Source organism: Achromobacter sp. NPDC008082 (genome assembly GCF_042957345.1).
GTDB classification, from domain to species: domain Bacteria; phylum Pseudomonadota; class Gammaproteobacteria; order Burkholderiales; family Burkholderiaceae_B; genus Achromobacter; species Achromobacter kerstersii_A.
This window is the reverse complement of sequence record NZ_JBIBIB010000001.1, coordinates 1,245,423-1,269,796: the sequence shown is the minus strand read 5'-3', so window position 1 is coordinate 1,269,796 and position 24,374 is coordinate 1,245,423. Positions and strand designations below refer to the sequence as shown.

General features: G+C 66.2%; 23 protein-coding genes. 9 read left to right on the top strand and 14 right to left on the bottom strand.

What is annotated here, in order from left to right:
- The first annotated feature begins 1 nt into the window (after position 1).
- The 6 genes from urtE (at position 2) to ACFZAI_RS05610 (ending at position 6,563) form a co-directional block, all read left to right on the top strand.
- A complete protein-coding gene (gene urtE, locus ACFZAI_RS05635) occupies positions 2-700 on the top strand; it encodes an urea ABC transporter ATP-binding subunit UrtE (RefSeq protein ID WP_391565983.1) in 699 nt (232 codons plus the stop codon).
- 136 nt (positions 701-836) lie between these two features.
- Entirely contained in the window at positions 837-1,265 is a 429-nt protein-coding gene (locus ACFZAI_RS05630; protein ID WP_391565982.1) for a DUF2946 domain-containing protein, read from the top strand.
- A 187-nt stretch (positions 1,266-1,452) separates the two neighbouring features.
- On the top strand, positions 1,453-3,654 hold the full coding sequence (locus tag ACFZAI_RS05625) for a TonB-dependent receptor (protein ID WP_391565981.1): 2,202 nt from the start codon (positions 1,453-1,455) through the stop codon (positions 3,652-3,654).
- A gap of 31 nt (positions 3,655-3,685) precedes the next feature.
- The gene (locus ACFZAI_RS05620) at positions 3,686-5,344 is read left to right on the top strand and encodes a PepSY domain-containing protein (protein WP_391565980.1); all 1,659 of its coding nucleotides are present in this window, start codon (positions 3,686-3,688) and stop codon (positions 5,342-5,344) included.
- Between the two features lie 94 nt (positions 5,345-5,438).
- Positions 5,439-5,867, top strand: coding sequence for an arsenate reductase (glutaredoxin) (arsC, locus tag ACFZAI_RS05615; protein WP_391565979.1), 429 nt, complete (start codon positions 5,439-5,441; stop codon positions 5,865-5,867).
- A 90-nt stretch (positions 5,868-5,957) separates the two neighbouring features.
- Positions 5,958-6,563: a phosphatase PAP2 family protein gene (locus tag ACFZAI_RS05610; RefSeq protein ID WP_391565978.1), complete on the top strand. Its 606-nt coding sequence runs from the start codon at positions 5,958-5,960 to the stop codon at positions 6,561-6,563.
- 7 nt (positions 6,564-6,570) lie between these two features.
- On the opposite strand, the gene ACFZAI_RS05605 is transcribed toward ACFZAI_RS05610, so the two are convergent.
- The 4 genes from ACFZAI_RS05605 to ACFZAI_RS05590 all read right to left on the bottom strand — a co-directional run bounded on the left by ACFZAI_RS05605 (position 6,571) and on the right by ACFZAI_RS05590 (position 10,446).
- Complete coding sequence (locus tag ACFZAI_RS05605) at positions 6,571-7,551, bottom strand: Bug family tripartite tricarboxylate transporter substrate binding protein (protein ID WP_391565977.1); 981 nt, start codon at positions 7,549-7,551, stop codon at positions 6,571-6,573.
- A 111-nt stretch (positions 7,552-7,662) separates the two neighbouring features.
- The gene (locus ACFZAI_RS05600; RefSeq protein WP_391565976.1) at positions 7,663-8,748 is read right to left on the bottom strand and encodes a tartrate dehydrogenase; all 1,086 of its coding nucleotides are present in this window, start codon (positions 8,746-8,748) and stop codon (positions 7,663-7,665) included.
- Between the two features lie 118 nt (positions 8,749-8,866).
- Positions 8,867-9,808: a DUF3829 domain-containing protein gene (locus ACFZAI_RS05595; protein ID WP_391565975.1), complete on the bottom strand. Its 942-nt coding sequence runs from the start codon at positions 9,806-9,808 to the stop codon at positions 8,867-8,869.
- Positions 9,809-9,891: 83 nt separating this feature from the next.
- A complete protein-coding gene (locus ACFZAI_RS05590) occupies positions 9,892-10,446 on the bottom strand; it encodes a methylated-DNA--[protein]-cysteine S-methyltransferase (RefSeq protein ID WP_391565974.1) in 555 nt (184 codons plus the stop codon).
- Between the two features lie 148 nt (positions 10,447-10,594).
- On the opposite strand from ACFZAI_RS05590, the gene ACFZAI_RS05585 reads away from it, so the two are divergent.
- Positions 10,595-12,043 carry an AlkA N-terminal domain-containing protein gene (locus ACFZAI_RS05585; protein WP_391565973.1) on the top strand — a complete coding sequence of 483 codons (1,449 nt, stop codon included), beginning with the start codon at positions 10,595-10,597 and terminating at the stop codon, positions 12,041-12,043.
- A gap of 68 nt (positions 12,044-12,111) precedes the next feature.
- On the opposite strand, the gene ACFZAI_RS05580 is transcribed toward ACFZAI_RS05585, so the two are convergent.
- From ACFZAI_RS05580 to ACFZAI_RS05540, 9 genes are all read right to left on the bottom strand, one after another.
- Positions 12,112-13,017 carry a LysR family transcriptional regulator gene (locus ACFZAI_RS05580; RefSeq protein WP_391565972.1) on the bottom strand — a complete coding sequence of 302 codons (906 nt, stop codon included), beginning with the start codon at positions 13,015-13,017 and terminating at the stop codon, positions 12,112-12,114.
- A 16-nt stretch (positions 13,018-13,033) separates the two neighbouring features.
- Positions 13,034-13,516 carry a YajQ family cyclic di-GMP-binding protein gene (locus tag ACFZAI_RS05575; RefSeq protein ID WP_006222631.1) on the bottom strand — a complete coding sequence of 161 codons (483 nt, stop codon included), beginning with the start codon at positions 13,514-13,516 and terminating at the stop codon, positions 13,034-13,036.
- 93 nt (positions 13,517-13,609) lie between these two features.
- Positions 13,610-14,398: a heme ABC transporter ATP-binding protein gene (locus ACFZAI_RS05570; RefSeq protein ID WP_391566279.1), complete on the bottom strand. Its 789-nt coding sequence runs from the start codon at positions 14,396-14,398 to the stop codon at positions 13,610-13,612.
- Positions 14,395-15,393 carry a FecCD family ABC transporter permease gene (locus ACFZAI_RS05565; RefSeq protein ID WP_391565971.1) on the bottom strand — a complete coding sequence of 333 codons (999 nt, stop codon included), beginning with the start codon at positions 15,391-15,393 and terminating at the stop codon, positions 14,395-14,397. The genes ACFZAI_RS05570 and ACFZAI_RS05565 overlap by 4 nt, the downstream gene beginning before the upstream one ends.
- Positions 15,377-16,210, bottom strand: a complete 834-nt coding sequence (locus ACFZAI_RS05560) for a hemin ABC transporter substrate-binding protein (protein ID WP_391565970.1) — start codon at positions 16,208-16,210, stop codon at positions 15,377-15,379. The genes ACFZAI_RS05565 and ACFZAI_RS05560 overlap by 17 nt, the downstream gene beginning before the upstream one ends.
- A 20-nt stretch (positions 16,211-16,230) precedes the next feature.
- A complete protein-coding gene (locus tag ACFZAI_RS05555) occupies positions 16,231-17,277 on the bottom strand; it encodes a hemin-degrading factor (RefSeq protein ID WP_391565968.1) in 1,047 nt (348 codons plus the stop codon).
- A 78-nt stretch (positions 17,278-17,355) separates the two neighbouring features.
- A complete protein-coding gene (locus ACFZAI_RS05550) occupies positions 17,356-20,004 on the bottom strand; it encodes a TonB-dependent hemoglobin/transferrin/lactoferrin family receptor (protein ID WP_391565967.1) in 2,649 nt (882 codons plus the stop codon).
- Positions 20,005-20,117: 113 nt separating this feature from the next.
- Positions 20,118-21,119 carry a FecR domain-containing protein gene (locus ACFZAI_RS05545; protein WP_391565966.1) on the bottom strand — a complete coding sequence of 334 codons (1,002 nt, stop codon included), beginning with the start codon at positions 21,117-21,119 and terminating at the stop codon, positions 20,118-20,120.
- Positions 21,098-21,607, bottom strand: coding sequence for a sigma-70 family RNA polymerase sigma factor (locus tag ACFZAI_RS05540; RefSeq protein ID WP_391565965.1), 510 nt, complete (start codon positions 21,605-21,607; stop codon positions 21,098-21,100). The genes ACFZAI_RS05545 and ACFZAI_RS05540 overlap by 22 nt, the downstream gene beginning before the upstream one ends.
- Before the next feature lie 155 nt (positions 21,608-21,762).
- On the opposite strand from ACFZAI_RS05540, the gene ACFZAI_RS05535 reads away from it, so the two are divergent.
- Both ACFZAI_RS05535 and ACFZAI_RS05530 read left to right on the top strand, forming a co-directional pair.
- The gene (locus ACFZAI_RS05535) at positions 21,763-22,230 is read left to right on the top strand and encodes a CopD family protein (protein ID WP_391566278.1); all 468 of its coding nucleotides are present in this window, start codon (positions 21,763-21,765) and stop codon (positions 22,228-22,230) included.
- 146 nt (positions 22,231-22,376) lie between these two features.
- A complete protein-coding gene (locus ACFZAI_RS05530) occupies positions 22,377-23,237 on the top strand; it encodes a hypothetical protein (RefSeq protein ID WP_175170072.1) in 861 nt (286 codons plus the stop codon).
- Positions 23,238-23,305: 68 nt separating this feature from the next.
- Here the strand turns inward: ACFZAI_RS05530 and ACFZAI_RS05525 are convergent, their stop codons facing one another.
- The gene (locus ACFZAI_RS05525; RefSeq protein ID WP_391565964.1) at positions 23,306-24,298 is read right to left on the bottom strand and encodes a LysR substrate-binding domain-containing protein; all 993 of its coding nucleotides are present in this window, start codon (positions 24,296-24,298) and stop codon (positions 23,306-23,308) included.
- Between the last annotated feature and the right edge of the window lie 76 nt (positions 24,299-24,374).

Genomic DNA, 24,374 nt, shown 5'->3' with positions numbered 1-24,374 from the left:
GATGCTGGACGTAAGCACAATCAACCAATACTACGGCGGCAGCCACACGCTGCGCGGCGTGTCGCTATCTGTGCGCCAGGGCGAATGCCTGGCGCTGCTGGGCCGCAACGGCGTGGGCAAGACCACGCTGCTGAAATGCGTGATGGGCGTGCTGCCGGTGGCCAGCGGCAATATCGGTTTCGATGGCGCCGACATCACGCGCCTGGCGCCGCATCAGCGCGCCGCGCGCGGCATGGCCTATGTGCCGCAAGGCCGCGACATCTTCGCGCGGCTGACGGTGGAAGAGAACATCCTGATGGGCATGGCGACCCAACCCGCCTCGCGCGCGCGCCGCATCAAGGAAGAAGTGTTCGAGCTGTTCCCCGTGCTGAAAAGCATGCTGTCGCGGCGTGGCGGCGACTTGTCGGGCGGGCAGCAGCAACAGCTGGCGATTGCGCGGGCGCTGGTGGCCGAACCCAAGCTCATCATCCTGGACGAGCCCACCGAAGGCATCCAGCCGTCCATCATCAAGGACATTGCGCGCGTGATTCACATGCTGCGCGCACGCGGCGACATCGCCATCCTGCTGTGCGAACAGTATTTTGATTTTGCGCGCGAGCTGGCGGACCAGTTCGTCGTGATGTCGCGCGGCGAAGTGGTGGCCCGCGGCGACCGCAGCGCGATTGACGGCGATGACGTGCGCCGGCATCTATCGGTGTAGGCGTCAGGGGCCGGGCCGCTGCGCTTAGCACGGGGGCCGGGCCGCGCCGCTTCGCACACGGGGCCAGAGGCGGGCGCTTAAGCCTTCCTTGAGATTTTGGGCGGATTTCAAATCTGCTCCGATATAATCCGGCTCCATGTGCTTCGCTACTTTCCTGACCCGCCCCTCGCTATGGATCGCGCTTGCCGCGATCCTGTGGGCGTCGTTGGCGCCGTCGATCGCGCAAGCACTGAGCCTGTCTCCGGACGGCCATCACATCCATCGCATCACCGTTGACTATTGCGCAAGCGAAGGCGACGGCAACACGCACGGCGCCGTCACGCTGGATATTCCCCACGACAGCCACGACGCCCAAGACTCGACTCAAGCCGACGCCCACGCCGACGGCCATCATTGCCCGCTGTGCCGCAACCCGCACGCAGACGTCGGCATCCTGCCCACCAACATGCCGGTCGTGCCTGCACCCGTGGGCCGCGCCATCACGTATCCGCCGCTGTTCTTCCTGGCGGCCGCCCCCCTTCATGCCTGGAGCGCGGCCCAGCCGCGCGCGCCCCCCGCGAACTGACCCGGCGCGCATCTGCCGTCTGACGACGGCACGCTTGCGCCCGCCCGTCGCGTCCCATTTTGCACGTCCCCTACCCGCTGCTTGAACGCGGGCGGCCGTGCCGTCATCCAGACCCTTGTGGCCCGCTGCGCCTCGCCTGTGTTCAGGCCGGGCGCGGGGTCCGTGCGCCGGCCCGCCGGCTTCAGACATGAAACACACCACGATCTACTCCTTGCTGCTTGGCGTGCTTGCCAGCGGCTCCGCCCACGCGCTGACCGCCGAACCCGCCGTGGAAACCTTGTCGGCCACCACCGTCTACGGCGCGGGCCACGTTGACCCCGCGCCCAACGGCCCCGTCAACCTGGACGCGCGCGACAGCACCGGCAGCCGCCTGGGCCTGACCTTGCGCGAAACGCCTGCCAGCGTCACCGTGATCTCGCGCGAGCAGATCGAAGCGCGCGGCTCGCTCAACACGCAAGAGATTGCGCGCGGCATACCCGGCGTGGACAACGCATCGCCCCCCGGCAACGCTGGCGCGGTCAGCTACCGGGGTTTCTCGGGCGGCCAGGTGTCGCAATTGTTCAACGGCATTTCGGTGCAATACGACGCCATCGCCGGGCGTCCGGTGGACAGCTGGATCTATGACCGCGTGGAAGCCATCGGCGGCCCGTCGACCTTCCTGTTTGGCGCGGGCGCGGTGGGCGGCGCCATCAATTACGTCACCAAGCTGCCCGAGCGCGACACCTTCTATGACGGCCAGTTGCGCCTGGGTTCCTACGACAGCCGTCAGCTGTCCGTAGGCGTGAACCAGCAGTTGTCGGGCGACGCCGGCGGGCGTGGCAACTACCTGCGCATCGACGCCAACACCGGTTCCAGCCACGGCTGGGTGGACGGCAACCGTTCGCACGCGAGCCAGATTGCGGCGTCGGTATTGTCCGACCTGGGCAGCGACGTGACCCAAACCTTCGCGTTCGAATATCAGCGCGAACAGGTCGACCGCCCGTACTGGGGCACGCCGCTGATGACGAACGCGCAGGGCGTCGTGCAAGGCGCGGGCCACATCATGGATGGCACGCGTTTCAAGAACTACAACGTCAACGACGGGCTGTACGAGCAGACGGTGTGGTGGGCGCGGTCCATGACCGAATGGCGCGCGAGTTCGGCCGTGACGATGAAGAACACGCTGTACTACTACCAGGCCGAGCGCGATTTCCGCAACCTGGAAACCTACCGCTTCAACACGGGCAACACGCTGGTGCAGCGCTCCGGCGCCCTGTTGCAGCGTCACGAGCAACGGCTGGTGGGCAACCGTGTGGAAGGGCTGGTGCGTTCTTCCGTGGCCGGCCTGCCCAGCGACTGGTCGTTTGGCGCCGACATCAGCGTGAACAAGGTCACGCGCTTTCCCACCAGCCTGCCCGCGCAAGTGGACGCCGTGGACCCTTATGACTTTTCACCGGGCGATTTCTACGGCATCCCTGGCATGACGCGCGGCCACAAGGCCGACCGCGACAACCGCATCCGCACCGTTGCGATGACGCTGGAGAACCGCACCGAAGTGCTGCCCGGCGTGGCCATCGTGTCGGCCTTGCGCAAGGACTTCATCGACCTGGATCTGACCAACCGCCGCGCCGTCACCGCCGCCGCACCCGCCAGCGCGTCGCGCAGCTATTCGCCGCTGACCGGGCGGCTGGGCGTGAACTGGCAGGTCAGCCCCGAAGCGTCGCTGTACGCGCAGTACGCCACGGCGGCGGACCCTCCGTCGGGCCTGCTGGCCACGGCATCGTTTGCCGACGTGCTGAATAACGATCAGCTCACCACCGGCACGCAGGCCGAGGTGGGCGGCAAGTTCGACTTCTGGGACGGGCGCGGCTCCGCCACCGTGGCGCTTTACGAGATCAAGCGCAAGCACATCTCGACGACTGACCCCAACAACCCGGGCGTGAGTGTGCCGGTGGGCGCGCAGTCGGCGCGCGGCGTTGAGCTGGCGGGCGGTTTGCAGCTGACGTCCAAGCTGTCCTTGCAAGGCAACGTGGCCTTTGTCGACCCGCAGTACGACGACTTCTCGCAATCGGTGGGCGGCGTGTCCGTGTCGCGCAATGGCAATGTGCCGGTCAACACGCCGCGCCGTCTGGCCAATGTGTGGCTGGACTATGCGTTCGTGCCCGACTGGAACGCCAGCGTCGCCGCGCGTTACGTGGGCCGCGCCTACGCGGATGCCGCCAACACGGTGTGGGCGCCGTCGTACACGGTGTTTGACGCCGCGTTGTCGCATCGGGTGAACCGCAACCTGAACGTGACGGCGCGCGTGCGCAACCTGACCGACAAGGTCTACGCGGCCAACGCCAGCCCGACGATGTTCTACCTGGGCGCGCCGCGCACGTTTGAACTGTCGCTGCAAGCCCGCTTCTAGTCCGCCCCCAGCTCCGCCGTGTAGAGATGCCATGAGCGCCACATCGCCCCGTTCTTCCGCTCGCCCCGCCGGGCCGCCACTGTCCACGCGCGCCAAGCGCTGGCTGTATCTGATCCATCGCTGGGCGGGCGTCGTGCTGTGCCTGTTCTTCGCCATGTGGTTCGTGAGCGGCGTGGTGATGATGTATGTGGGCTATCCCAAGCTCACGCCGCACGAACGCCTGACGCATCTGGCGCCGCTGGACGCCGCGCGGATCGCCATCACGCCCGAACAGGCGCTGGCGGCGGCCGGGAAAACGCGCGCAGACGCGCCCGGCTTGCAGCTGTCCGCCAGCCGGGGCGGCGCGCCGGTGTACGTAGTGGCGGGTTCAGTGCCGGGTTCAGCGCCGGGTTCCGCGCCGGGTTCAGCCCCGAATTCCAGCCCCGTCGCGCCCAAGGTCGTCGACGCCGCCACCGGCCTGCTGCTGCCCAGGGCGGACGCCACGGCAGCGCAGGCCACGGCGCTTGCCTGGTTCGGTGGCAAGTACGCCGCGCATTACGACGGGCTGGTGGACGAAGACGTCTATACGCACTCGGGCGCGCTGGATGTGCATCGCCCCTTGCACCGCATCGACATGAGCGACCCGGCGCGCACGCGCTTGTACGTATCGTCGGCGACGGGCGCGGTGGTGCTGGACGCCACCCGCAACGAACGCGCCTGGAACTATGTGGGCGCGTGGGTCCATTGGCTGTACATGTTCCGCGGCAATGCGCTGGACCCGTGGTGGCATGACATCGTGGTGTGGCTGTCGGTGGCGGGCGTGGTGCTGGCGCTGACGGGCACCATCGTGGGCATTCTGCGCTGGCGGTTTTCGCGGCCTTACGCCAGCGGCAGCCGCTCGCCCTACCGCGACAACATGATGCGCTGGCATCACATCAGCGGCTTGCTGTTTGCCGCCATCACCATCACGTGGATTTTCAGCGGGCTGATGTCGATGAACCCGTGGAAGGTGTTCACCAGCACCGCCGCCCCGCTGGCGCGCAGCGCGTATGCGGCGGGGGCAACGGCGGCGTCAACGGCTGGGGCAACGGCAGGGTCAGCGGCGGCGTCAGCGGCAAGGCCGGCCACTGCAACGGCCGACGCGCCGCTGGCATCCCCCCGCGATCTGATCGCCGCCCTGCCCGCCGCCCCGCGTGAGTTGAGCTGGGCGCGCAATGCCGGCCAGGACGTGGTGCTGGCGCGCGGCGCGTCGGGCGCGCCGCACGTGCTGTCGGCCACCCAAGCCGCGCCTTACGCCTTTGATGAAGCCACGCTGCGCCAGGCCGCCACGCAGTTGCTGCCCGGCGCGACGCTGCGCGAGGTGCAGGTGCTGCGCCAGTACGACGTGTATTACTACGCGCGCGACGAACACGCCATGCTGGGCCATGTTGAAAAGCCGCTGCCCGTCTGGCGGCTGGTGTACGACAACCCGCAGGCCACCTGGGTCTATCTGGACCCGCACACCGGCCAGATCCAGGGCCGGCAAGACCGCAGCACCCGCGTCAGCCGCTGGCTGTTCGCCTTTTTGCACAGCTGGGATTGGACGGGCCTGCTGTCGCGCCGGCCGCTCTGGGATGCCTTGCTGATTTTCCTGAGCCTGGGCGGCGCGGCGCTGAGCCTGACGGGTGTGGTGATCGGGTGGCGGCGGCTGGGCAAGAAGCTGCGCGGCTAAGGGGCATGCGGCTGGGCGCGGCCGCTCGGCGCCCCCTCCAATGCACTATGCTCACCGTCTTGCATGACGAATCACCGCTATTCAGGAGCCTTCCATGTCAGACGTCACCATCTATCACAACCCCAAGTGCGGTACGTCCCGCAATACGCTGGCGCTGATCCGCAACGCCGGCATCGAACCCACGGTGGTGCTGTACGTGGAAACGCCGCCGTCGCGCGCCACCTTGAAGGCCTTGTTCAAAAAGGCCGGCATCAGCGTGCGTGACGCGCTGCGTGAAAAAGGCACGCCCTACCAAGAGCTGGGCCTGGACGACACGAGCTTGTCTGACGACGCGCTGCTGGACGCCATTGCACAGCACCCGATTCTGCTGAACCGCCCCTTTGTCACCACGCCGCTGGGCGCGCGCCTGTGCCGCCCGTCGGAGCTGGTGCTGGACATTCTGCCCTCGCCCCAGCTAGGCGCGTTCACCAAGGAAGACGGCGAAGCGGTCATCGACGCCAACGGCAAACGCATCCAGAAGTAAAAGGGCGTACTCCGCCGCATTTTGTAAGCGGACTGACGGGAAACCCCTTTACCATCGCGGCTATTGATTATTACGCCGCGATGACGTGTCATGGATTTCCTGGAAAGCTTCAACCAGTCCCTTTTTCTTCTGATCAATGCCGACCCGGCCACCCCCGTATGGCGGATACACGGCGCCATGCTGGTGGCCAATCAGCTGATCCTGCTGGTGCCCGCCGTGCTGGCGGCGATGTGGCTGTGGGGCGGTGAAGCGCAACGCAATCTGGCCCTGAAAGTGCTGGCCAGCATAGGCGTGGCGCTGGTCGCCAGTTATGCGTGCGGCCTGCTGTGGCCGCATCCGCGTCCGTTCGTGATCGGGCTGGGGCAGGCGTTCTTCCCGCACAAGCCGACCTCGTCTTTCCCCAGCAACCACACCATCATCATCGCCACGTTCGCCTTTGCGCTGATCTTTGATCGGCGCTGGGCGGCGTGGGGCGTGGTGGCCTTGCTGGGCGCCGTGGTGGTCGGCACGTCGCGCGTATACCTGGGCGTGCATTTCCCGCTGGATATCGTGGGCGGGCTGATCCTGGCGCCCGTCGCGGCGGCCATCGCGGCTCCGGTGTGGAACCGCATTGGCGCGCCGTTGACGTTGGTGGCGCAAGGCATCTATCGCAAAGTGCTGGCGCTGCCGATTGCGCGCGGCTGGATACGCGCGTAGCTCACGCTCAGTTGATAGCCACCTTGGCGTCCTTCACCAGCTTCGCGTAGTTCTCGGTGTCGGCGCCGATGCGGGCACGCATCTGGTCCGGCGTGTCGCCAATCGGCACCGCGCCAATCTCCGCCATGCGGCGCGAGAAATCCGGCGACTGAATAATCTTCACCATCTCGGCATTCAGCCGCGCCACCACCTCCTTGGGCGCGGCGGCCGGGGCCAGCACGCCAAACCACGTCCCCATGTTGAACGGCTTGATGCCCGCCTCTTCCATCGTCGGCACGTCCGGCAATGCCGCCGAACGCTGATTGGTCGTAACCGCCAGCGCGCGCAACTTGCCGCTCTGAATATGCGCCAGCACGGGCGTGATGGTGTCGAACGACATATCGATCTGGCCGCCCAGCAAGTCCGTCGTCAGCGGCCCGCTGCCCTTGTACGGCACATGCAGCAGCTTCACCTGCCCCGCGTGTTCAAACTGCGCGCCAATCAGATGCTGGCCGGTGCCCATGCCGTTTGATCCATAGGTGAGCTTGCCCGGCGCGGCTTTCGCCAAGGCCAGCAGCGCTTGCACGGTATTGGCGTCCAGTTTCGGGTTGACGACCAGCACGTTAGGCACGAGCGCCACCGTCGTCACCGGCGCAAAGTCTTTCTGGAAGTCATAGTGCAGGCTCTTGTACACGCTGGTGGCGATGGTGTGATGCACCGCGCCCATCAGCAAGGTGTAGCCGTCGGGCGCCGCCTTGGCTACGTAGTCCGCGCCCAAGGTCGAGCCTGCGCCGGGTTTGTTTTCCACCACCACCGGCTGGCCCAGGCGCTTGGCCAGTTCCTGCCCCAGCGCGCGCGCCAGCACGTCGGTGGTGCCGCCCGCCGGAAACGGCACGACCAGGCTGATCGGCCGGGACGGGTACGACTGGGCCATGGCCCCGCCCGCCAGCGGCAGGCTCAACACGCAGGCAACCGCCCACGTGCGCACGCGGAAAATTCGCTTGAACATGCTTGTCTCCTTGGGATACGAATGAACTTCGCTTCTTGTTCTACGACCGGAATTTCGCTGCGGGTCTGATGCCCGGGGCCGCGAATTCCGGTGGTCGTGCCAACCCGCCTGCTACGCCGCCTTCACCTGCTTGCCCGCCGTCAACAACGCGCAGACGGCTTCGGTCACCGCATCGGTCGTGGCGTTGCCGCCCAGGTCGCGCGTATGCAGCGCGGGCGTCGCGGTCACTTGTTCAATGGCCTGCATCAAGCGCGCCGCGGCCTCGTGTTCGCCCAGATGTTCCAGCAGCATCACCACCGACCAGAACGTGCCGACGGGGTTCGCCAGGCCCTTGCCCATGATGTCGAAGGCAGAGCCGTGGATGGGTTCGAACATGGACGGGTAGCGGCGTTCGGGGTCGATGTTGCCGGTGGGCGCAATGCCCAGGCTGCCGGCCAGCGCGGCGGCCAGATCGCTCAGGATGTCGGCGTGCAGATTGGTGGCGACGATGGTGTCCAGCGACGCCGGCCGGTTGACCATGCGCGCGGTGGCGGCGTCAACCAGTTCCTTGTCCCAGGTCACGTCCGGGAATTCGCAGCTGACTTGCAGCGCGATTTCATCCCACATCACCATGGCGTGGCGTTGTGCGTTGGATTTCGTGACGACGGTCAGGAGCTTGCGCGGACGCGATTGCGCCAGCTTGAAGGCAAAGCGCAGGATGCGTTCGACGCCCGCCCGCGTCATGATCGACACGTCGGTGGCGGCCTCGATGGGATGGCCCTGATGCACGCGCCCGCCCACACCCGAATATTCGCCTTCCGAGTTTTCGCGCACGATCACCCAGTTCAGTTGCTCGGGCGTGCAGCGTTTGAGCGGTGCGTCAATGCCGGGCAGGATGCGCGTGGGGCGCACGTTGGCGTACTGGTCAAAGCCCTGGCAGATTTTCAGGCGCAGGCCCCACAGCGTGATGTGGTCGGCAATGTCGGGGTCGCCCGCCGAGCCGAAAAGGATGGCGTCTTTGTCGCGCAGCACGTCCAGCCCATCGGCCGGCATCATCACGCCGTGCTGGCGGTAGTAGTCGCCGCCCCAATCGAAGTTCTGGAATTCAAAGCGCAGGCCACCCGCCTGGGCCAGGGCCTGCATGATGCGCTGGCCGGCCGGAATGACTTCCTTGCCGATGCCGTCGCCGGGAATGGTTGCGATGCGATAGGTGTTCATGGGCCGACAGGCTCCTTGCAGATAAGGGTCTGTCGGCAATGTACCGAGCGCTGCGCGCTGTGCGCGCAGCGCCATTCACAACATCTTCAACTTCAGGTTGAAGATCGGCGCGCGGCGATCAGCAGCGGCTGACGTTCAGATTGTTGATCAGGTTGTTGAAGCTCTGGCGCAGGCCGTAGGCGTCGTCCACGATCGTGGGACGCATCATCTTGAACGCGCCCGTGCGCTTGGCGTCTTCCTCGTAGCGGCCGCTATTGGTATGTTCCAGCACTTTGCGCCCCGCCGCCAGCAGGGCGTTGGCCTGCATCATGGTGCTGGCGCAACCCTTCGGATCGGCTTCGCGGGTCTTCTTGTCAAAGCCCAAAGTCATTTCGTTCAGCTTGTCCAGCTGCTGCGCAAAGGCGTCTTTCTTGTCGCCCAGGCCGGTGCCGTCGAAAATGCCGGTGGCCTGATCCAGCGAGGATTTGGCGTAATACACCATGCCGGCGCGGTAGTACGCCACAGTGTCTTTCTTGGCCTTCTCGAACGCTTCCTTGGTGTTGGCCGTGTCCTTCACCGAGATGCCGTGGTAGAAGGCGCTCTCGGCCTTCGCGGCGGCGGTCAGCGCCGACACATAGGCGGGGCTTTTTTCACGCGCCAGCGCGCCGTTGTCCGACACATAGGTCTTGGCGGCCGCGTAGTTTTGCAGCTCGGCGCTCAGCGGGGCCAGCTTGCCCAACGCATCAGAGAATTCCTTGGCGGCGGCGTCGATCTCGGCAATGGCGGGCTTCATCGCCAGCGCCTTGTCCAGCTTTTCCTTGGTGCGCAACACCATGATGTCATTGCCGATGACGTAGTCCTTCACCGGCTTCTTGTCGGCCAGCTTGGGCACCATGTACTGCTCGTACTGGGTCAGCGTTTCTTCAAACGACTGCGTGATGCCATTGGCCGCGTCAACGTACTGGTTGTACTTGATGATTTCGGCCTGGGCCGTGCTGGCTTCGGGGGCCTTCGCCCCTTGCTTGGCGGTGTCATCGCCGCACGCGGCGAGCATCAACGTGGCGGCAAGAAGGGCGGACATGCACAAGGGGCGCAACATAAACATCGGTTCTCCGTAAAAGGGAACGCATCATAGGCCCCGGCATCCGTTAACACGCTACAAAGTCATTCAGACGTGTCACAAGTGTTTTCAACACGCGACCACTTCTGTTCGTGGTCCAGCAACCAGCGTTTGCGATGCAGCCCGCCCCCGTAGCCGGTCAGCGACGCGTTCGCGCCCACCACGCGATGGCATGGCACCACAATGCCAATCGGATTCGCCCCATTGGCCAGCCCCACGGCGCGCACCGCCGTCGGCCGCGCGATGCGTTGCGCCAGGCCGCTGTAGCTGATGGGCGCGCCGCCCGCAATGCCGCGCAACGCCTGCCACACCTGCCGTTGAAAGTCGGTGCCGCCGGTGGCGACATCCAACGTATCGATGGCGTGCACGTCCCCGTCGAAGTACGCCCGAAGCGCCCGGGTCGCGGGAGAGGCATGCGCGGCGTCATGCAAGGTGATGGCCGCTTTGCCGTACTGCCTGCGCAGCAACGTGTGCATGCGCGATTCAAAATCCTGCCAGTCCACCGCGCGCAGGCGCTGTTGTGCATCGGTCAGCACCAGCATCAGGCCGATCGGCGTTTGCACGCGTTCAAGATTGAAGTGATGAGACGTGGCGTTCATGAAAAGCTCCGTTGGGTGCAAAGACATGCGGCCACTATAAGGGCGGGTTCAGGCGAGGGGCTGGCGGTTTTCGGACAGCAATGTCAGGCCGACAACAGTGTCCGAAAACCGCTAGATTTTCTTCGCGGCGCGGCGCTAGCATGGCGGCATGAACCTTGACCACGACGCCTGCTACCGCGCCATCAGCGTGCGAGACGCCCGTTACGACGGCCGCTTCTTCACCGCCGTGAAGACGACGGGCATCTATTGCCGCCCCGTCTGCCCGGCCCGCACGCCGCTGTCGAAGAACGTGGCGTTCTTCGGCACCGCCGCCGCGGCGCAAGAGGCGGGCTTTCACCCATGCCTGCGCTGCCGGCCCGAAACCGCGCCCGAGCTCGGCCCCGCGCCCGACTTGCCCGACGGTGTGGCGCGCGCCTTGGGGCTGATTGAATTGGGTGCGCTGGATGAGGCCGGCGTGGATGCGTTGGCCGCCCGGCTGGGCGTAGGCGAACGCCAGTTGCGCCGCCAATTTCGCCAGCACCTGGGCGCATCGCCCGTGGCCGTGGCGCAAACCCGGCGCGTGCTGCTGGCCAAGCAGCTGATCCACGAAACGCACCTGCCCATGGCGGAAATCGCGTTCGCGTCGGGGTTTGGCAGCATTCGCCGCTTCAATGAAATCTTCCTGACCTTGTTCGGCCGCACGCCGGGCGACTTGCGCCGCTCCGGCCAGCCCGATGTGCCCGCCGGGCCGCGTGGCGAAATCCAGTTGCTGCTGCGCTACCGGCCGCCCTATGACTGGGAGGCCATGCTGGCGTTCCTGCGCCTGCGCGCCATACCCGGCATTGAACGCATAGATGGCAGCCGCTACACGCGCACGATCAGCCTGGACGGCATGCAAGGCACGGTCAGCGTGCAACCCGGCGCCGGCAACGCGCTGCAAGCGACCGTGCGCTTTCCACGCCTGCACGCGCTGCCGGCCATCATTGCGCGCTTGCGCCGCGTGTTTGATCTGGGCAGCGACCCCGTCGCGCTGGCCGCGCAGTTTTCGCACGACCCGGTCATGGCGGCGCTGATCGCCGCACGCCCCGGCCTGCGCGTGCCGGGCGCATGGGACGGCTTTGAGCTCGCCATGCGCGCGGTGCTGGGCCAACAGATCACCGTCACGGCCGCGATTCGGCTGGCCGGAAAACTGGTGGCTGCGCATGGCGCACCCATGGCCCAGCCGGAAGACGGGTTGACCCATGTGTTCCCCACCCCCGAGGCCGTGGCCCCGGCGGAGCTGGCGGTGCTGGGCATGCCGCGCAGCCGTGCCGCCACGTTGTCGGCGGTGGCCGCCGCTGCGGTGGCCGACCCGCATTTGTTTGACGCCAGCAGCAGCCTGGACGACGCGGTCAAGCGTTTGCGCGCGATACGCGGCATCGGCGAATGGACGGCGCAATACATCGCCTTGCGCTGCCTGCGCGAGCCGGATGCATTTCCCAGCGCCGACATCGGCCTGATCCGCGCCTTGGAAAAATTGGAGTCGCGTGCGTATACGCCCGCGCAATTGCTGGCGCGTGCGGAAATTTGGCGGCCGTGGCGCGCGTATGCCGCGCAGCATTTGTGGTCGGCAGGCTGAGGGCCGCGTTGGACGCCACGATGCCCGAAAGATGCGGCCGGAAAATCGCGACGGAAATCCGGGTGGCGCTACCAGCGCGCGTCCGCGTCCTGCTGGAAGTAGTTAACGAGAAAGTCCACGAAGACGCGCACCTTGGCCGACAAATGATGCCGTTCCGGAAACACGGCATAGATATCCGCTTGCGGCAGCGCATAGTCTTCCAGCACGCGCACCAGCCGGCCGCTGCGCAGGTAGCGCGCCAGGTCCCACTCGGCGCGCTGCAAGATGCCCAGGCCTGCCAGGCCCCACGTCAGCGTCACTTCGCCATCGTTGCTGCTCAAAGCCCCGCGCACCTTCACGGTTTCGCTGCGGCGTCCTTTGGTGAAGCGCCACAAGCTATAGGCGTCTTCGTTCTGCCGCAACACGATGCACTGATGCCGCGTCAGGTCGTGCGGGGTGACCGGCACGCCATGGGTCTTCAGATAACTGGGGGATGCGCACACCAGCCGGCGGTTCGGCGCGATCTTGCGGGCGATCAAGCGGGTGTCGGGCTGGTCGCCAAAGCGCACCGCCACGTCGAAGGCGTCTTGCACGAAGTCCGCCGGGCTGTCGGTCAGTTGCAGTTGCAGCGAGACCTCGGGGTAAAGCTTCGCGAATTCAGCAATGGCCGGCGCAATGTAAGTGCGGCCAAAACCCAGGGGCGCATTGACCTTCAGCCGGCCGCGCGGGCTGTCCTGGCGGCTGGCGATAAGCTGATCAAGGTCTTCGATTTCACCCAGGATGCGGCGGGCGCTTTCCAGGTAGACCTCGCCTTCGGCGGTCAGGCTCAGCCGTCGCGTGCTGCGGTTGAACAGCCGCACGCCCAGCCGCGCCTCGATCTGCGCCAAGCGTTTGCTGACGGCCGCCGGGGTCACGTCCAGCTGGCGAGCGGCGGCCGACATGCCGCCGGCGCGCGCCAGTTCCACCACCAGTTGCAGTTCGCTGGAATGCCCCATGGCGGCGGGCCAGGGTTTAGTCGCGGAAGTTTTCGAACTGCAAGGGCAGGTCGACGTCGGTCTTTTTCAACAGCGCAATGGCGGTTTGGAGATCATCGCGCTTCTTGCCGGTGATGCGCAGCTTGTCGCCGTTGATTTGCGATTCCACCTTGAGCTTGGCGTTCTTGATGGCGGCGATGAGCTTCTTGGCCACCGGCTGCTCGATGCCCTGCTTGATGGTGACCTTCTGGCGCGCGCCGCCCAGGTTTTCCAAGGGGTCGGCCACGTCCAGGCAGCGCACGTCGATGCCGCGCGCCGACAGGCGGCCGCGCAAGATGTCGAGCATCTGCTTCAATTGGAACGCGCTGGAGGCAACCTGCGTCACGACAAAGCCTTCCAGTTCGAACTTGGCGTCGGTGCCTTTGAAGTCGAAGCGGGTAGACAGTTCGCGGTTGGCTTGGTCGATGGCGTTGGTGAGTTCGTGTTTGTCGACTTCGGAGACGACGTCAAAAGTAGGCATGACACGGGTCCTGTAGGGGGATGAGTGAAATAGGCGAAACTATAAGTTCGCCTATTTTACCGGCCCGGCGGACGCGTGCTGTGGTCCGCCACCTTATGACGTCAGCACCAGCAGCCGGCCCGATTGCAGCGGATGCGGAATCACTTGCGCGTCAATGCCGTAAGCCAGGTACAGATTGGCGGGCGTCAGCACCTGCTCGGGCGTGCCCAGCGCAATGGGGCTGCCGCCGCTAAGCAATAGCAGGCGGTCGCACCAGCGCGCGGCCAGATTCATGTCGTGCAGAATCACCAGTACACCCGTATTGCCGGCATGGGCCAATTCCCAGGCGCGGCGCAGCAGGTCGGTTTGGTGTTTGGGGTCCAGGCTGGCGGTGGGCTCGTCCAGCAGCAGGTAGCGCGCCTCGCCCGCTTGCCGCGCGGCATGGCACTGCACCAGCACGCGCGCAAACTGCACGCGCTGCTGTTCGCCGCCCGACAATTCGGGATAACGGCGTCCGGCCAGATGAGCGGCATCGGCCAGCGTCAAGGCTTGGGCAACCAAGGCCTCGACCGCGGCGGGCGGCAGTTCCGGAAACGGATAGGCGCCCATCGCCACCACTTCATTGACATCCAGGTCAAAGGTCAGCCCGGGCTTTTGCGGCAGCACGGCGCGTTGGCGCGCTTGCTGGCGAAACGCCATGTCTGCCAGGGGTTCCCCGCCCAGATGCAGCTGGCCTGAATCGGGTGACAGCTCGGCAGCCAGCGCGCTGAGCAACGTCGACTTGCCCGCGCCGTTGGCGCCCAGCAAACCGACGACTTCGCCCGGGGCTAGCGATAGCGAGATATCGGTCAGGATGCGCTTTCCGCCCCGCGATAACATCAGGTTCTGTGCGGTAAGCATCAGCCTATCCCCCGGCCCCGGGCCAAGAGCCACAGGAAAAACGGGCCGCCCACCAAGCCCGTCACCAGACCAATCGGCAATTCAGCCGGCACGACGACGGTGCGCGCCGCCCAATCCGCCAGCACCAGCGCCAAACCGCCCGCAATGACGGTGGCCGGCAGCAGCCAGCGGTGGTTCGCGCCCAGCGTCATGCGCACCAGATGCGGCACCACCAGCCCGACGAAGACGATGGTGCCGGTTGCCGCAACCAGCGGCCCGACAATCAGCGCGCTGGCCAGCACCAGCCGCGCCCGCACGCGCGCCAGCGAATAGCCCAAGTGCTGGGCCTCGCGGTCGCCCAGCAGCAAGGCGTTCATCACGCGCCACTGGCTGATCAGCCATGCGCTCATCAGCAATACCCACGGCCCCAGAAACGCCAGGATTTTCCAATTCGCGCCGCCCAGGCTGCCCATGTTCCAGAAGGTCAGGTCGCGCAGTTGCGCATCGGTGGCCACGAAGGTGAACAGGCCGATCAGGCTGAACGACATCGCAGTGATGGCCACGCCCGCCAGCAGCAACCCGGCCACGCCCGGCACGCGGCGGCCCACGGCGTACGCGCACAACGTCGCAAGCAAACTGCCGGCGAAGGCCGACGGCGCGGTGATCCAGAAGCCGCCCGAGGTCAGCACAATGGCGGCCACCGCCCCCAGCGCGCCGCCCGCCGAAATGCCGATCAGGCCGGGTTCGGCCAGCGGGTTGCGGAACAGCGCCTGCATGGCCGCGCCCGATATCGCCAGCCCCGCCCCCGTCACCACGGCGAACAGCACACGCGGCAGGCGGATGTCGATCAGCACGTTGCGCCACAGCGCGTTGTCTGCGGTGGGAGCGCCCCACAGCAAAGACGGAAGTTCGCGCAACGGAATGGCGACCGCGCCGCTGGCGGTGGCGGCCAATACCGCCAGCGCCAACGCCGCGGTCAATAGCCCCAATGCCAAGGGCGCGCTAACGCGCCATGACATTCGCGACCTCCTGTTTGAGCTGGGTCAGCGCCAACGGCAGGCGCGGCCCCATGCCCAGAATCAGCAGGTCATCCATGACCACCACGCGGCGCTTGGCCGCCGCCTGCGTCGAGGCGATGCCGGGCAGGCTCAGAAATTTCTCCATGCCGCCGCCCGCGTCCAAGGACGCCTGCGTCACCACGATCAGGTCGGGCGCCAGCGCGCCCATGGCCTCGGCCGACAAGGGCTTGTAGCCCTGTTGGTCGTGCAACACGTTATCCAGGCCCGCCAGATGCATGACTTCGTTGGCGGCCGTATCGCGGCCCGCGCCTTGCGGCGCGCCCGTGCGGTTGATCAGCAACAGCGCACGCGCGCGTGTGGCCGGAATGGCCTCGGCGCGCGCGAGTTCTTGCGTCACGTCGTCCACCATGCGCTCGCCGGCCGCCGCCACGCCCAAGGCGCCGGCGATGGCGCGGATGCGCGACTTCAGGGAATCCACGGATGGCGCGTCCGACACCGTCACGACGCGCACGCCCACTCCCGCCAGACGCTTGAGCGCCTCGGGCGGGCCGGCCTGCTCTGACGCCAACACCAGATCTGGTTTTAGCGACAGCACGCCCTCGACCGGCACGGCGCGGTAGTAGCCCACGCGCGGCAGCTTGGTGGCGGCCTCGGGGTACAGGCTGGATTGGTCGTCGCCCACCAGCCGATCGCCCTGCCCCAAGCCATAGACGATTTCCGTCACGCTGCCGCCTAGCGTCACCACCCGGCTGGGTTCGGCGGCGTGCACACTTGCCGCCATCGCCCAGCCCAACGCAATTGCCCACCATTTTTTCATCGCAGATTCCCGTCGCGTTTTCAGGCCGCCAGCGGCGCGTCGCACAAGCTGACCATCAGCTCGCGCCAACCGGCCAGCTCCGGCTTGCCGGGTTTGCGTTCACCGAAGAACTGCACGATGAGATCGCCATTCGCCGCGTAGACCTCAAGCGAGGTCACCCAGCCATCGGACGTGGGCTTGTTCACCACCCAGGCCGACGCGATGGCGGTAGTGTCCAGGTGCAGGTTGAATTTCGGGTCGAGCACGTTGTACCAAGGGCCGGTGCGGCGCAACTGCTCAACGGGGCCGGTGTGAATCTGGATCATGCCGCGGTTGCCCACGAAGCACATGATGGACAGGCCCGACTCCGCCGCCGATTGCAGCATGCGTTCCACGGCGTCCGCCGGCACCGGCTGCGCCAGGTCTTCACCGGCCGCAGCCAGCGCGGCCAGGCGCGACACCTTGAACTTCCTCAGCAGCGGAAAGAATTCGTGCGTGTCCTTCATGCCCAGCCACGCCGCGCGCCAAGCGGCCGCGTCGTCAACGTGATCGGCATCGGTGGCGGGGGCATACGCGGTGGTCTCGGGCCATTGCGCATCGCCCGAGAACTTTGCGACCAGCGCATCGTAGGCGGCTGCATCGGTGGCGTCGGTGCGGTAGACCTTATGCACGGCCACGCCGGCGGCATCGAAGAATTGCAGGCTGTGGCGGCCGTCTTGCTCAACCGCCCACGCGGATTTCCACGCAGTGAAGAAGACGCGCAGATCGATGTCGGGTCCCAACACGATTCCGACCGGGCCGTCAGCCTGGATATCCAGGTAAGCGCCGTGGCGCTCGTGCACGCACCAATCGTTACGCGTCAACGCCATCACTTCGCCCAGCGTGCCCAGCTCGCGGAATATTTCTTGCGGCGTGCCATGCAGCGCCGTCGACTTCACACCGGCACAGCCCGCGGCAATCCACTCCGCTTCGGACACGCCCAGCGCCTGCGCCAGATTGCGCGCGCGCAGATTCGGTTGCGTCGCGGCCAGCGCGTCGTTGCGGGTGCGCAGGGCTTGCGCGCGGGAATTGAAATCAAGATTCGTCATCGTAGGCCTCCGGCCAATGGGTTCTTCAGTGAAGCCGCCGCCGGCCCCGGCACCTTTCCGGGCGGCGGCGGCGTGAGATCAATACTGGTAGGTCAGCGACACGCGCACGCTGCGCCCCGGCTCGGTGTACCAATCCACCGTGCGCGGCAGCGCGATGGAACCTGCGGTCGGCACGTTGATGGCCTCCCAGTATTTCTTGTCGAACAGGTTGAACACGCCAGCCTGCACTTGCAGCCCCTTCACCGCGGCGGGGCGCCAATAGCCCATCAAATCCACGACACCATAGCCCGGCGCCTGGAAGTCGGCGTTGGCGGCAGCCGGCGGGCCATCGGGGTATTCGACCTTGTCACGCTTGAGCGCGGTGGTCAGCATGGCGTCCACGCCCCACACATCGCGGCTGTAACCCAGGCCCAGCACGGCTTTCAGCGGCGCCACCGAATTCAGGTATTGCCCCGTGTTTTCATCCTTGCCCACGGCCCAGGCCAGCGAGCCCCACGTGCGCCAGCCCGGCGAAAACTTCCAGTGTGCGCTGGCTTCAGCGCCGTAGATGCGCACCTTGGCGCGGTTTACGTTGCCGGTAATGCCCAACGGATATTGCCCTGCCCAACCGGGCTGCCACTGCGGCGAATTGGCATCCAGCGGTTGATTGCTATCGATAAAGTTCTGATAACGATTATCAAAGAACGATACTGCACCGCCCAGGTCGTCGGAACCGATCTTGGCGCCCAATTCCCAGCCCTTGCTGGTTTCCGGTTTCAGGTACGGATTGCCCACGCGCAGATACGTGCCGGGGCCGCCGTAGTTGGTGTAGAGCTGGCTGGCGCTGGGGGCCTTGAAGCCGTAGGCGTACTGGGCGTAAACGCTGAGCGCTTCCGCAGCCTTCCACGTACCCAGCAGCTTGGGCGAGAAGCGGCTGCCGCTGTTGGACGGCGGCAAGGCGCCCGCGTTGGGATTGCTGTCGTAGCTGGCGGTGGACTGCGGTTTTTGCTCGTAGTGGTCGTAGCGCAGCGCCGGCGTCAGCGTGTAGCGGCCGTCGGCAAAACTGAATTCGTCTTGCACCCACAGCGCCCACTGGTTGCCCTTGGACTCTGGCACGTCGGCCTGATTGGTGTGCAGCATGTCGCACGAGCGCGGGCCAAAGGGCGCGGGCAGACCCGGGCGGATGGCGGGGCAGTTGTCGTAGCCGGTGGAGTTCTGCTCGGTCTTGTTGCCGTACCACTCGCCGCCCACCGTCCACAACTGCGACACGGACGCGCTGCCCAGCCGCTTGGTGAGCTCGCCATTCATGCCGAACAAGGTCTGTTGGATGGAGTTGCTGCGGCCATACGGGCCGCTAGGGAAGCCGTAGCGGAACGGATCGCCCGGGATGATGCCTGCGCGCGAATCCACGCTGCGCACGCCATCCAGCGCGTTGTCCAGCCGCAGCCGCGTCCAGTAGACGACGGCGGTGGCGGTGTCGATCAGGCCGCCTTCGGTGGGCGCTTTGTACGAATAGTCGAAGGACACGCGCTCGCGCTCGGTTTCTTTCTTCGTGCTGTTTTCGCCGTACAGGTAGGACGTGCCAGCCCCCTGTTCGTACATGTTGTCGATGTCGGCGCGGCGCTTGAAGTATTCGCCCGTCAGGCCAAAGCGGTGGCCGCCGTCGGCGCGCTGCTGCAACTTCAACAGGAAGCTTTGCTGGTCGTAGTCTTCGGGGCTGGGCTGGCTGCGTTTGGGGCCGTAGCCGCCCACGTCGCCACGGTTGTCCAGGTCGTGCCCGTTGCGCACGCCCGCTTGCACCAGCCAGAACGTATTGCTGTGGATCTGGCCCGCCAGCGCTGCGTTCGCGCCCCAGCTGGCGTCGGCGGAATCGTAGTCGGTCTTGGCGAGTGCGCCGAACGTCTTGCCGTCGGTCAGCAGGTCGGACGGGTCCAGCGTATACAGGTCGGCAATGCCCGAGATGGCGCCGGAGCCGCCGCCCGTCGCATCCGCGCCGCGCACGATGTCCAGCCGCGACAGGCTGTTGAAGTCCACGGATTCCAGCCCGCCCTTCACGCCGCGCGCGCCGTCATCCAGCCACGGCAGCCGGATGCCATCCACGCGGGTCAGCACGCGGTCTTGGTCCAGGCCGCGGATGTTGATGCTGTTGTTTGACCGGTTAAAGCTCACGCCGGGTTCGGCGCGCTTGCCCAGGTCGCTCCAGCTGCGGATTTGCAGATCGTCCAGGCGCTTGCGGTCGGTGCTGGTTTCCCAGGCTGGCGTCACGACCGCGCCCTCGCCTTCCACCTTCACCGGCGCCAGCTGCGTCACGCCCGGCTGCGGCGCGGTTTGCAGGACGAACACGCCCGCGCTGCGCTGCTGCACCGCCAGTCCGCTGCCATCGAGCAAGCGCGCAAAGCCCTCGCCCACCGAGTAGGTGCCATCCAGCCCCGCCGTGCGGCGCTGGCCGACCAGCCGGGCGTCGAACAGAATCGTCACGCCCGCGCTGTCGGCAAAGCGCGGCAGCGCCTCGGCCAGCGTGCCGGCCGGAATGCGATAGCTGCGCGCCGCGCCCTGGCTGACGGATTGCGCGGTCTGCGAAGCCTGCGCCTGCGCCGCCGCAAGCGGCAGCATCGCGGCGGAGACGGCGGCAAGCGCCAGCGCGGCATGCACCGCGCCGCTCAGGCGGGTCAAGCGGGGCGGCGCGTCGCAGGGGGTTGGGGAGCCGGTTGGGGAGCCGCTTGCGCGGCCGGCGGGGAGATAAGCCATGGTCGTCCTTTCGATCCAACGGGTATCGGCATTCGTTTGCCTATACAGACCATGACCCTCGTGATTCGCGAATCGGACAGCACCCGCGCAAGTATTTTGTAACGGCGAAAAAATCATGCCGCTGACGCGCGCGGCCCGATGGTGACCCAGTACGGCGTGCGGTAACGCACTTGCACCGGCAAGGTGGCGGGCAAGGCCGCCAGCACCGCGTCGGTATCGCTCAGTTGGAACGCGCCCGAGATACGCAGATGCGCGATCTCGGGGTCGCAGCGCAGGACGCCCGGGCGATAGCGCCCCAGCTCGGACGCAAACGCATCCAGGCGCAGTTGATTGGCGTAGAGCACGCCGCGCGTCCAGTCGCTGGCGTGCGGGTCTGCCGGCGCCGCGTCCGATACCCCGGCCTCGGTCAAACTGCCCTGCTCGCCCGCCGACAGGCTCAGCACACGCCCAGGGTGCGCGCCACTTGCGATGCGAACCTGCCCTTCTTGGACGCTGACCTGGCATTGCCCACCGATTTGCCGGACGCAGAAGCGCGATGGCGGGGCTTCGATGTCGCCCAGGCTGGTGCGCACGACAAAGGGCCGCGGATGCCGCGACGCATCGGCCACCGCGTGCACGGCGATCTCGCCCGCGCGCAGGCGCACCTGCCGCGTCGTGGCGTCAAACGCCACGTCCACCGCGCTGGCGGTATTCAAGTGCAGCGATGACCCGTCGGCCAGCATCACGTCGCGCCGCTCGCCCGCCGCGCTGCGATAGTCGGCCGTCCAATTCAACGGGTCCGCGCGCCACGCGGCCCAGCCCACGGGGCCTGCCACTACCAGCGCCACCAACGCCTTCAAGGCCGCGCGGCGCTGCGTCAGCTCAGGCCGGTTCAGCGTCGCCATGCCCAGCGCCGGGGGGATCAGGCCAAAGCGTTCATTCACGCGTTGCGCGCGCTGCCAGGCGGTTTCGTGCTCGGCCTTGCTGGCGCGCCATTGATCGCAAGCGTGCACGTCGGCATCGGTTGCGCGGCCCGAACTCAGCCGCAATAACCAACGCGCGGCCTCGCGCGCCACATTGCGTTCAACGGCGGGCAGTTCGCCCGACTGCGTGCTCATGTCACCGCCATGATGCATTGCTCGAACCCCCGGGCGATGTAGCGGTGCACCGAACGCAGCGACACGTTCAGCCGCTGCGCGATTTCGCCATGGCTCAAGCCTTCCAGCTGCGCCATCAGAAACGCCTGACGCGCGGGCAAGCTCAAGCCCGCCAGCATTTCGTCGATCTCTTGCAAGGTTTCCAGGATGATCAGCCGCTGCTCGGCCGACGGCGCGACCGCTTCAGGGATCAACGCCAGCGCTTCCAGATACGCGGTTTCCACCGAACGGCGGCGATGATGATTCATCAACAGCCGCTTGGCGATGGTTGTCAGATAGGCGCGCGGTTCACGCAGCGCGTCCAGCTCGTGGCGATGGCGCAGCACCCGGACGAACGTGTCCTGGGCCAGGTCCGCCGCGTCAAAGGTGTTGCCAAGTTTGGCGCGCAACCAGTTATGAAGCCACCCATGGTGGCTGCGGTACAAACGTTGCACGGTGTCGCCTGAAGCGAGCACAGGGTTAGACACGACAGGCTCCCGGAACGCAAAAATACAAATAGCAATCAATCTCATTCTAAATGCAAAACCCGGTTTCTGGTCAAGTCCGCGCGGGATAGTTTTGCGGCGATATCATGGGGACAGACCGGCCGCAATCCGCGGCCATTCACTACCCGGACCTCGCCATGTTCTATAGCGTCTTGAAATTCATCCACGTGATCGCCGTGATCCTGTGGGTTGGCGGCATGCTGTTCGCGCACTGTTTCCTGCGGCCGGCGGCCGCGAAGCTGGAACCGCCCGTGCGCCTGAAGCTGATGGCCTCCGTGCTGGGCCCGTTCCTGAACGCCGTGCTGGTGGCCATTGTGCTGATCCTGCTGACGGGCATGTCGATGATCGGACAGGCGGGCAGCCAGGCCGTGCAAACGGGCGGCACGTTCTTCATGCCGCGCAGCTGGACGCTGATGGCCGGTGGCGGCATCGTGATGATGGTGATCTTCGGCCACATCCGCTTTGCGCTGTACAAGCGTCTGGCCGCCGCGGTGGCCGCGTCTGATTGGCCCAAAGGCGGCCAGGCCATGGCCGGCATCCGCCGCTGGGTGGGCGTGAATTTGATTCTGGGTATCGCCGTCGTGGCGATTGCCTTCCTGGCCTAGCCGGATACCAGCCGCGCCGGCCAGCTATCGGCCAAGTGGCGGCTGGTATCGGAAATCTTTTGACTGGTGCAATACCCCGTACATCCGCGGCCCCCACACTGCGGATGACTCTCGCGGGTCACGTCAACAACGATAAGGGATTCCCCATGATCAAACGTGCATTGCATCTGGCCGCCCTCGGCCTGTTCGCCACCTCGTTCGCCGCCCACGCGGCCGCGCCCATCGACAACAGCGCCCTGGAAAAACCCGAGTTCCGCGCCCACAAGGCGACCTATGGCGTGGTCTACCGCCTGCCGCAAGACGTCAACGCCGTGCTGGACGCCAAGATCAACGGCACGCTCAAGCAAGACCTGCTGGCGCTGGGCTTGAAGACCGAGGCCGAAACGCCCAACATGCCCCACGTGACCGTGATGCACCTGCACAGCGCTGACCCGGAAACGCCCGCCCGCATGCTGAAGGCGCTGCCCAAGCCGCCCGCCCCGTTGCAGGTGACGCTGAAAACCTTCTACCCGACCGAAGCCGCCAAGGGCGCGGGCCACCCGTGGTGGCTGGACCTGGGCGTCGTCAAAAGCGGCCAGGGTTTTGAAGACATGATGCGCTACAACACCGTGACCACCGCGGCGCTGGCGCCCTTGCGCGACGGCCCCCTGCCGCGCGTGACCGGCCCCGTCTACGCCAAGATGAGCGACGCGGGCAAGGACCTGGTCAAGACGATGGGTGTCAGCGGCGTGAACATCATGCAGGACGGCAAAGAGGTGCGCGCCCACAACCCGCACACCACGCTGGTCTACAGCATGGCGATGTACGACACCCGCTTGCAGGACGCCATGAAGCAGGAGTCCGACAAGTTCAACGCCGTGCTGCCTGAAGGCATCAACACCACCTTCAAGGACGTCTCCATCGTTGAAATCGGTTTCGCCGGCAACGTGGTGCGCGAGATCTACCGCGTCAGCCTGGAAGACGGCTCGGCCATCGATGTGGCGACTGGCAAGAAGGTCGGCGGTTAAGCCGATTGCGATGCAGTGGGTGCGCCTGGCGTTGCACGTTGTGTGGAACGCGTTGGCGCGCCCGCCGGCTACGCTTCCGGCGCACCCGCAGGCGCTTGCAGCACATCCCGAATCTGCTCGCGCAGCCATGCTTGCAGCGGCGACGTGTGCTGACGGCGCGCCCACACCATCACGAATTCAATGTTGCGCAGCCGCGCCGGCAACTCCAGCGTCGCCAACGGAAAGTGCCGGCTGTGCGCCTGCGCCACGCGGGCCGGCATGGTGGTGGCGTAGTCGGTATCCAGCAGCACATACGGCGTAATGCCGAAGCCCGACAGATACGCGGAGAACTCCAGTCGGGCCGCGTCAGGCCGGGCCACGTTCGGTCGGGCCGCGTCAGGCCGGGCCGCGTCCGGTTTCAACGCCCGATCGAAGTTGGTTTCGCGTCCGTACATCTGCGCGAATGCAAACCACTTGATGGCGGACAGATCCGCCAGCGTCAACGCCTTGCGCCCCGCCCACGGATGCCGTGCCGACACCACGCATACGCGGCGGTCGCGCAGCAAGGTATCGCGATGAAAACGCGCGGGCACTTTGCCGAACAAACCGATAGCGATGTCCAGCCGTTCGGCGTCCAGATCGTCTGGCACAAAATCGCCATGCACGGACTGAAAGCGCAGCGTGATGCCGGGCGCCAGCCGATGCAGCCGTTCCAGCAACGGCGCGGCAAGCAGGATTTCGCTGTGCGCGCCCGTGCCGATATTGACGACGCCACTGGCGCGCGCCGGATCAAACGCTTCAGGCGGACGCAACGCGGCTTCCAGCTGCGCCAGCGCATCGTGCACGGCGGCGTGCAGCTCCAGCGCGCGCTCGGTGGGAATGAAGCGGCCTTTGACGACAACCAGCAGCGGGTCTTCCAGCCGCCGGCGCAAGCGGGCCAGGTCGCGGCTGATGGCGGGTTGCGTCTTGTGCAGCAGGGCGGAACTGGCCGTGGCGCTGCGCGTGCGCATCAGCACGTCAAACGTCAGCAGCAGGTTCATGTCCAGCCGGCGCAGATAGGGCAAGGGTTGGGATTCGCTCATGGCGCCTATGCTATGCGTCAAACGCATGCGTTGAAAGGGCTATAGCAGTTTCGATATAGCCAGTTTGCGCGCCCGG

Bases quoted from the DNA above. Each gene is read 5' to 3' on its own strand.
- ACFZAI_RS05565 (WP_391565971.1), bottom strand. From the start codon at position 15,393: ATGTCATGGCGCGTTAGCGCGCCCTTGGCATTGGGGCTATTGACCGCG.
- ACFZAI_RS05580 (WP_391565972.1), bottom strand. From the start codon at position 13,017: ATGGGGCATTCCAGCGAACTGCAACTGGTGGTGGAACTGGCGCGCGCC.
- ACFZAI_RS05600 (WP_391565976.1), bottom strand. From the start codon at position 8,748: ATGAACACCTATCGCATCGCAACCATTCCCGGCGACGGCATCGGCAAG.
- ACFZAI_RS05530 (WP_175170072.1), top strand. From the start codon at position 22,377: ATGATCAAACGTGCATTGCATCTGGCCGCCCTCGGCCTGTTCGCCACC.
- ACFZAI_RS05555 (WP_391565968.1), bottom strand. From the start codon at position 17,277: ATGACGAATCTTGATTTCAATTCCCGCGCGCAAGCCCTGCGCACCCGC.
- ACFZAI_RS05525 (WP_391565964.1), bottom strand. From the start codon at position 24,298: ATGAGCGAATCCCAACCCTTGCCCTATCTGCGCCGGCTGGACATGAAC.
- ACFZAI_RS05630 (WP_391565982.1), top strand. From the start codon at position 837: ATGTGCTTCGCTACTTTCCTGACCCGCCCCTCGCTATGGATCGCGCTT.
- ACFZAI_RS05620 (WP_391565980.1), top strand. From the start codon at position 3,686: ATGAGCGCCACATCGCCCCGTTCTTCCGCTCGCCCCGCCGGGCCGCCA.
- ACFZAI_RS05625 (WP_391565981.1), top strand. From the start codon at position 1,453: ATGAAACACACCACGATCTACTCCTTGCTGCTTGGCGTGCTTGCCAGC.
- ACFZAI_RS05560 (WP_391565970.1), bottom strand. From the start codon at position 16,210: ATGAAAAAATGGTGGGCAATTGCGTTGGGCTGGGCGATGGCGGCAAGT.
- arsC (WP_391565979.1), top strand. From the start codon at position 5,439: ATGTCAGACGTCACCATCTATCACAACCCCAAGTGCGGTACGTCCCGC.
- urtE (WP_391565983.1), top strand. From the start codon at position 2: ATGCTGGACGTAAGCACAATCAACCAATACTACGGCGGCAGCCACACG.
- ACFZAI_RS05535 (WP_391566278.1), top strand. From the start codon at position 21,763: ATGTTCTATAGCGTCTTGAAATTCATCCACGTGATCGCCGTGATCCTG.
- ACFZAI_RS05575 (WP_006222631.1), bottom strand. From the start codon at position 13,516: ATGCCTACTTTTGACGTCGTCTCCGAAGTCGACAAACACGAACTCACC.
- ACFZAI_RS05605 (WP_391565977.1), bottom strand. From the start codon at position 7,551: ATGTTCAAGCGAATTTTCCGCGTGCGCACGTGGGCGGTTGCCTGCGTG.
- ACFZAI_RS05550 (WP_391565967.1), bottom strand. From the start codon at position 20,004: ATGGCTTATCTCCCCGCCGGCCGCGCAAGCGGCTCCCCAACCGGCTCC.
- ACFZAI_RS05590 (WP_391565974.1), bottom strand. From the start codon at position 10,446: ATGAACGCCACGTCTCATCACTTCAATCTTGAACGCGTGCAAACGCCG.
- ACFZAI_RS05595 (WP_391565975.1), bottom strand. From the start codon at position 9,808: ATGTCCGCCCTTCTTGCCGCCACGTTGATGCTCGCCGCGTGCGGCGAT.
- ACFZAI_RS05610 (WP_391565978.1), top strand. From the start codon at position 5,958: ATGGATTTCCTGGAAAGCTTCAACCAGTCCCTTTTTCTTCTGATCAAT.
- ACFZAI_RS05585 (WP_391565973.1), top strand. From the start codon at position 10,595: ATGAACCTTGACCACGACGCCTGCTACCGCGCCATCAGCGTGCGAGAC.
- ACFZAI_RS05545 (WP_391565966.1), bottom strand. From the start codon at position 21,119: ATGCATCATGGCGGTGACATGAGCACGCAGTCGGGCGAACTGCCCGCC.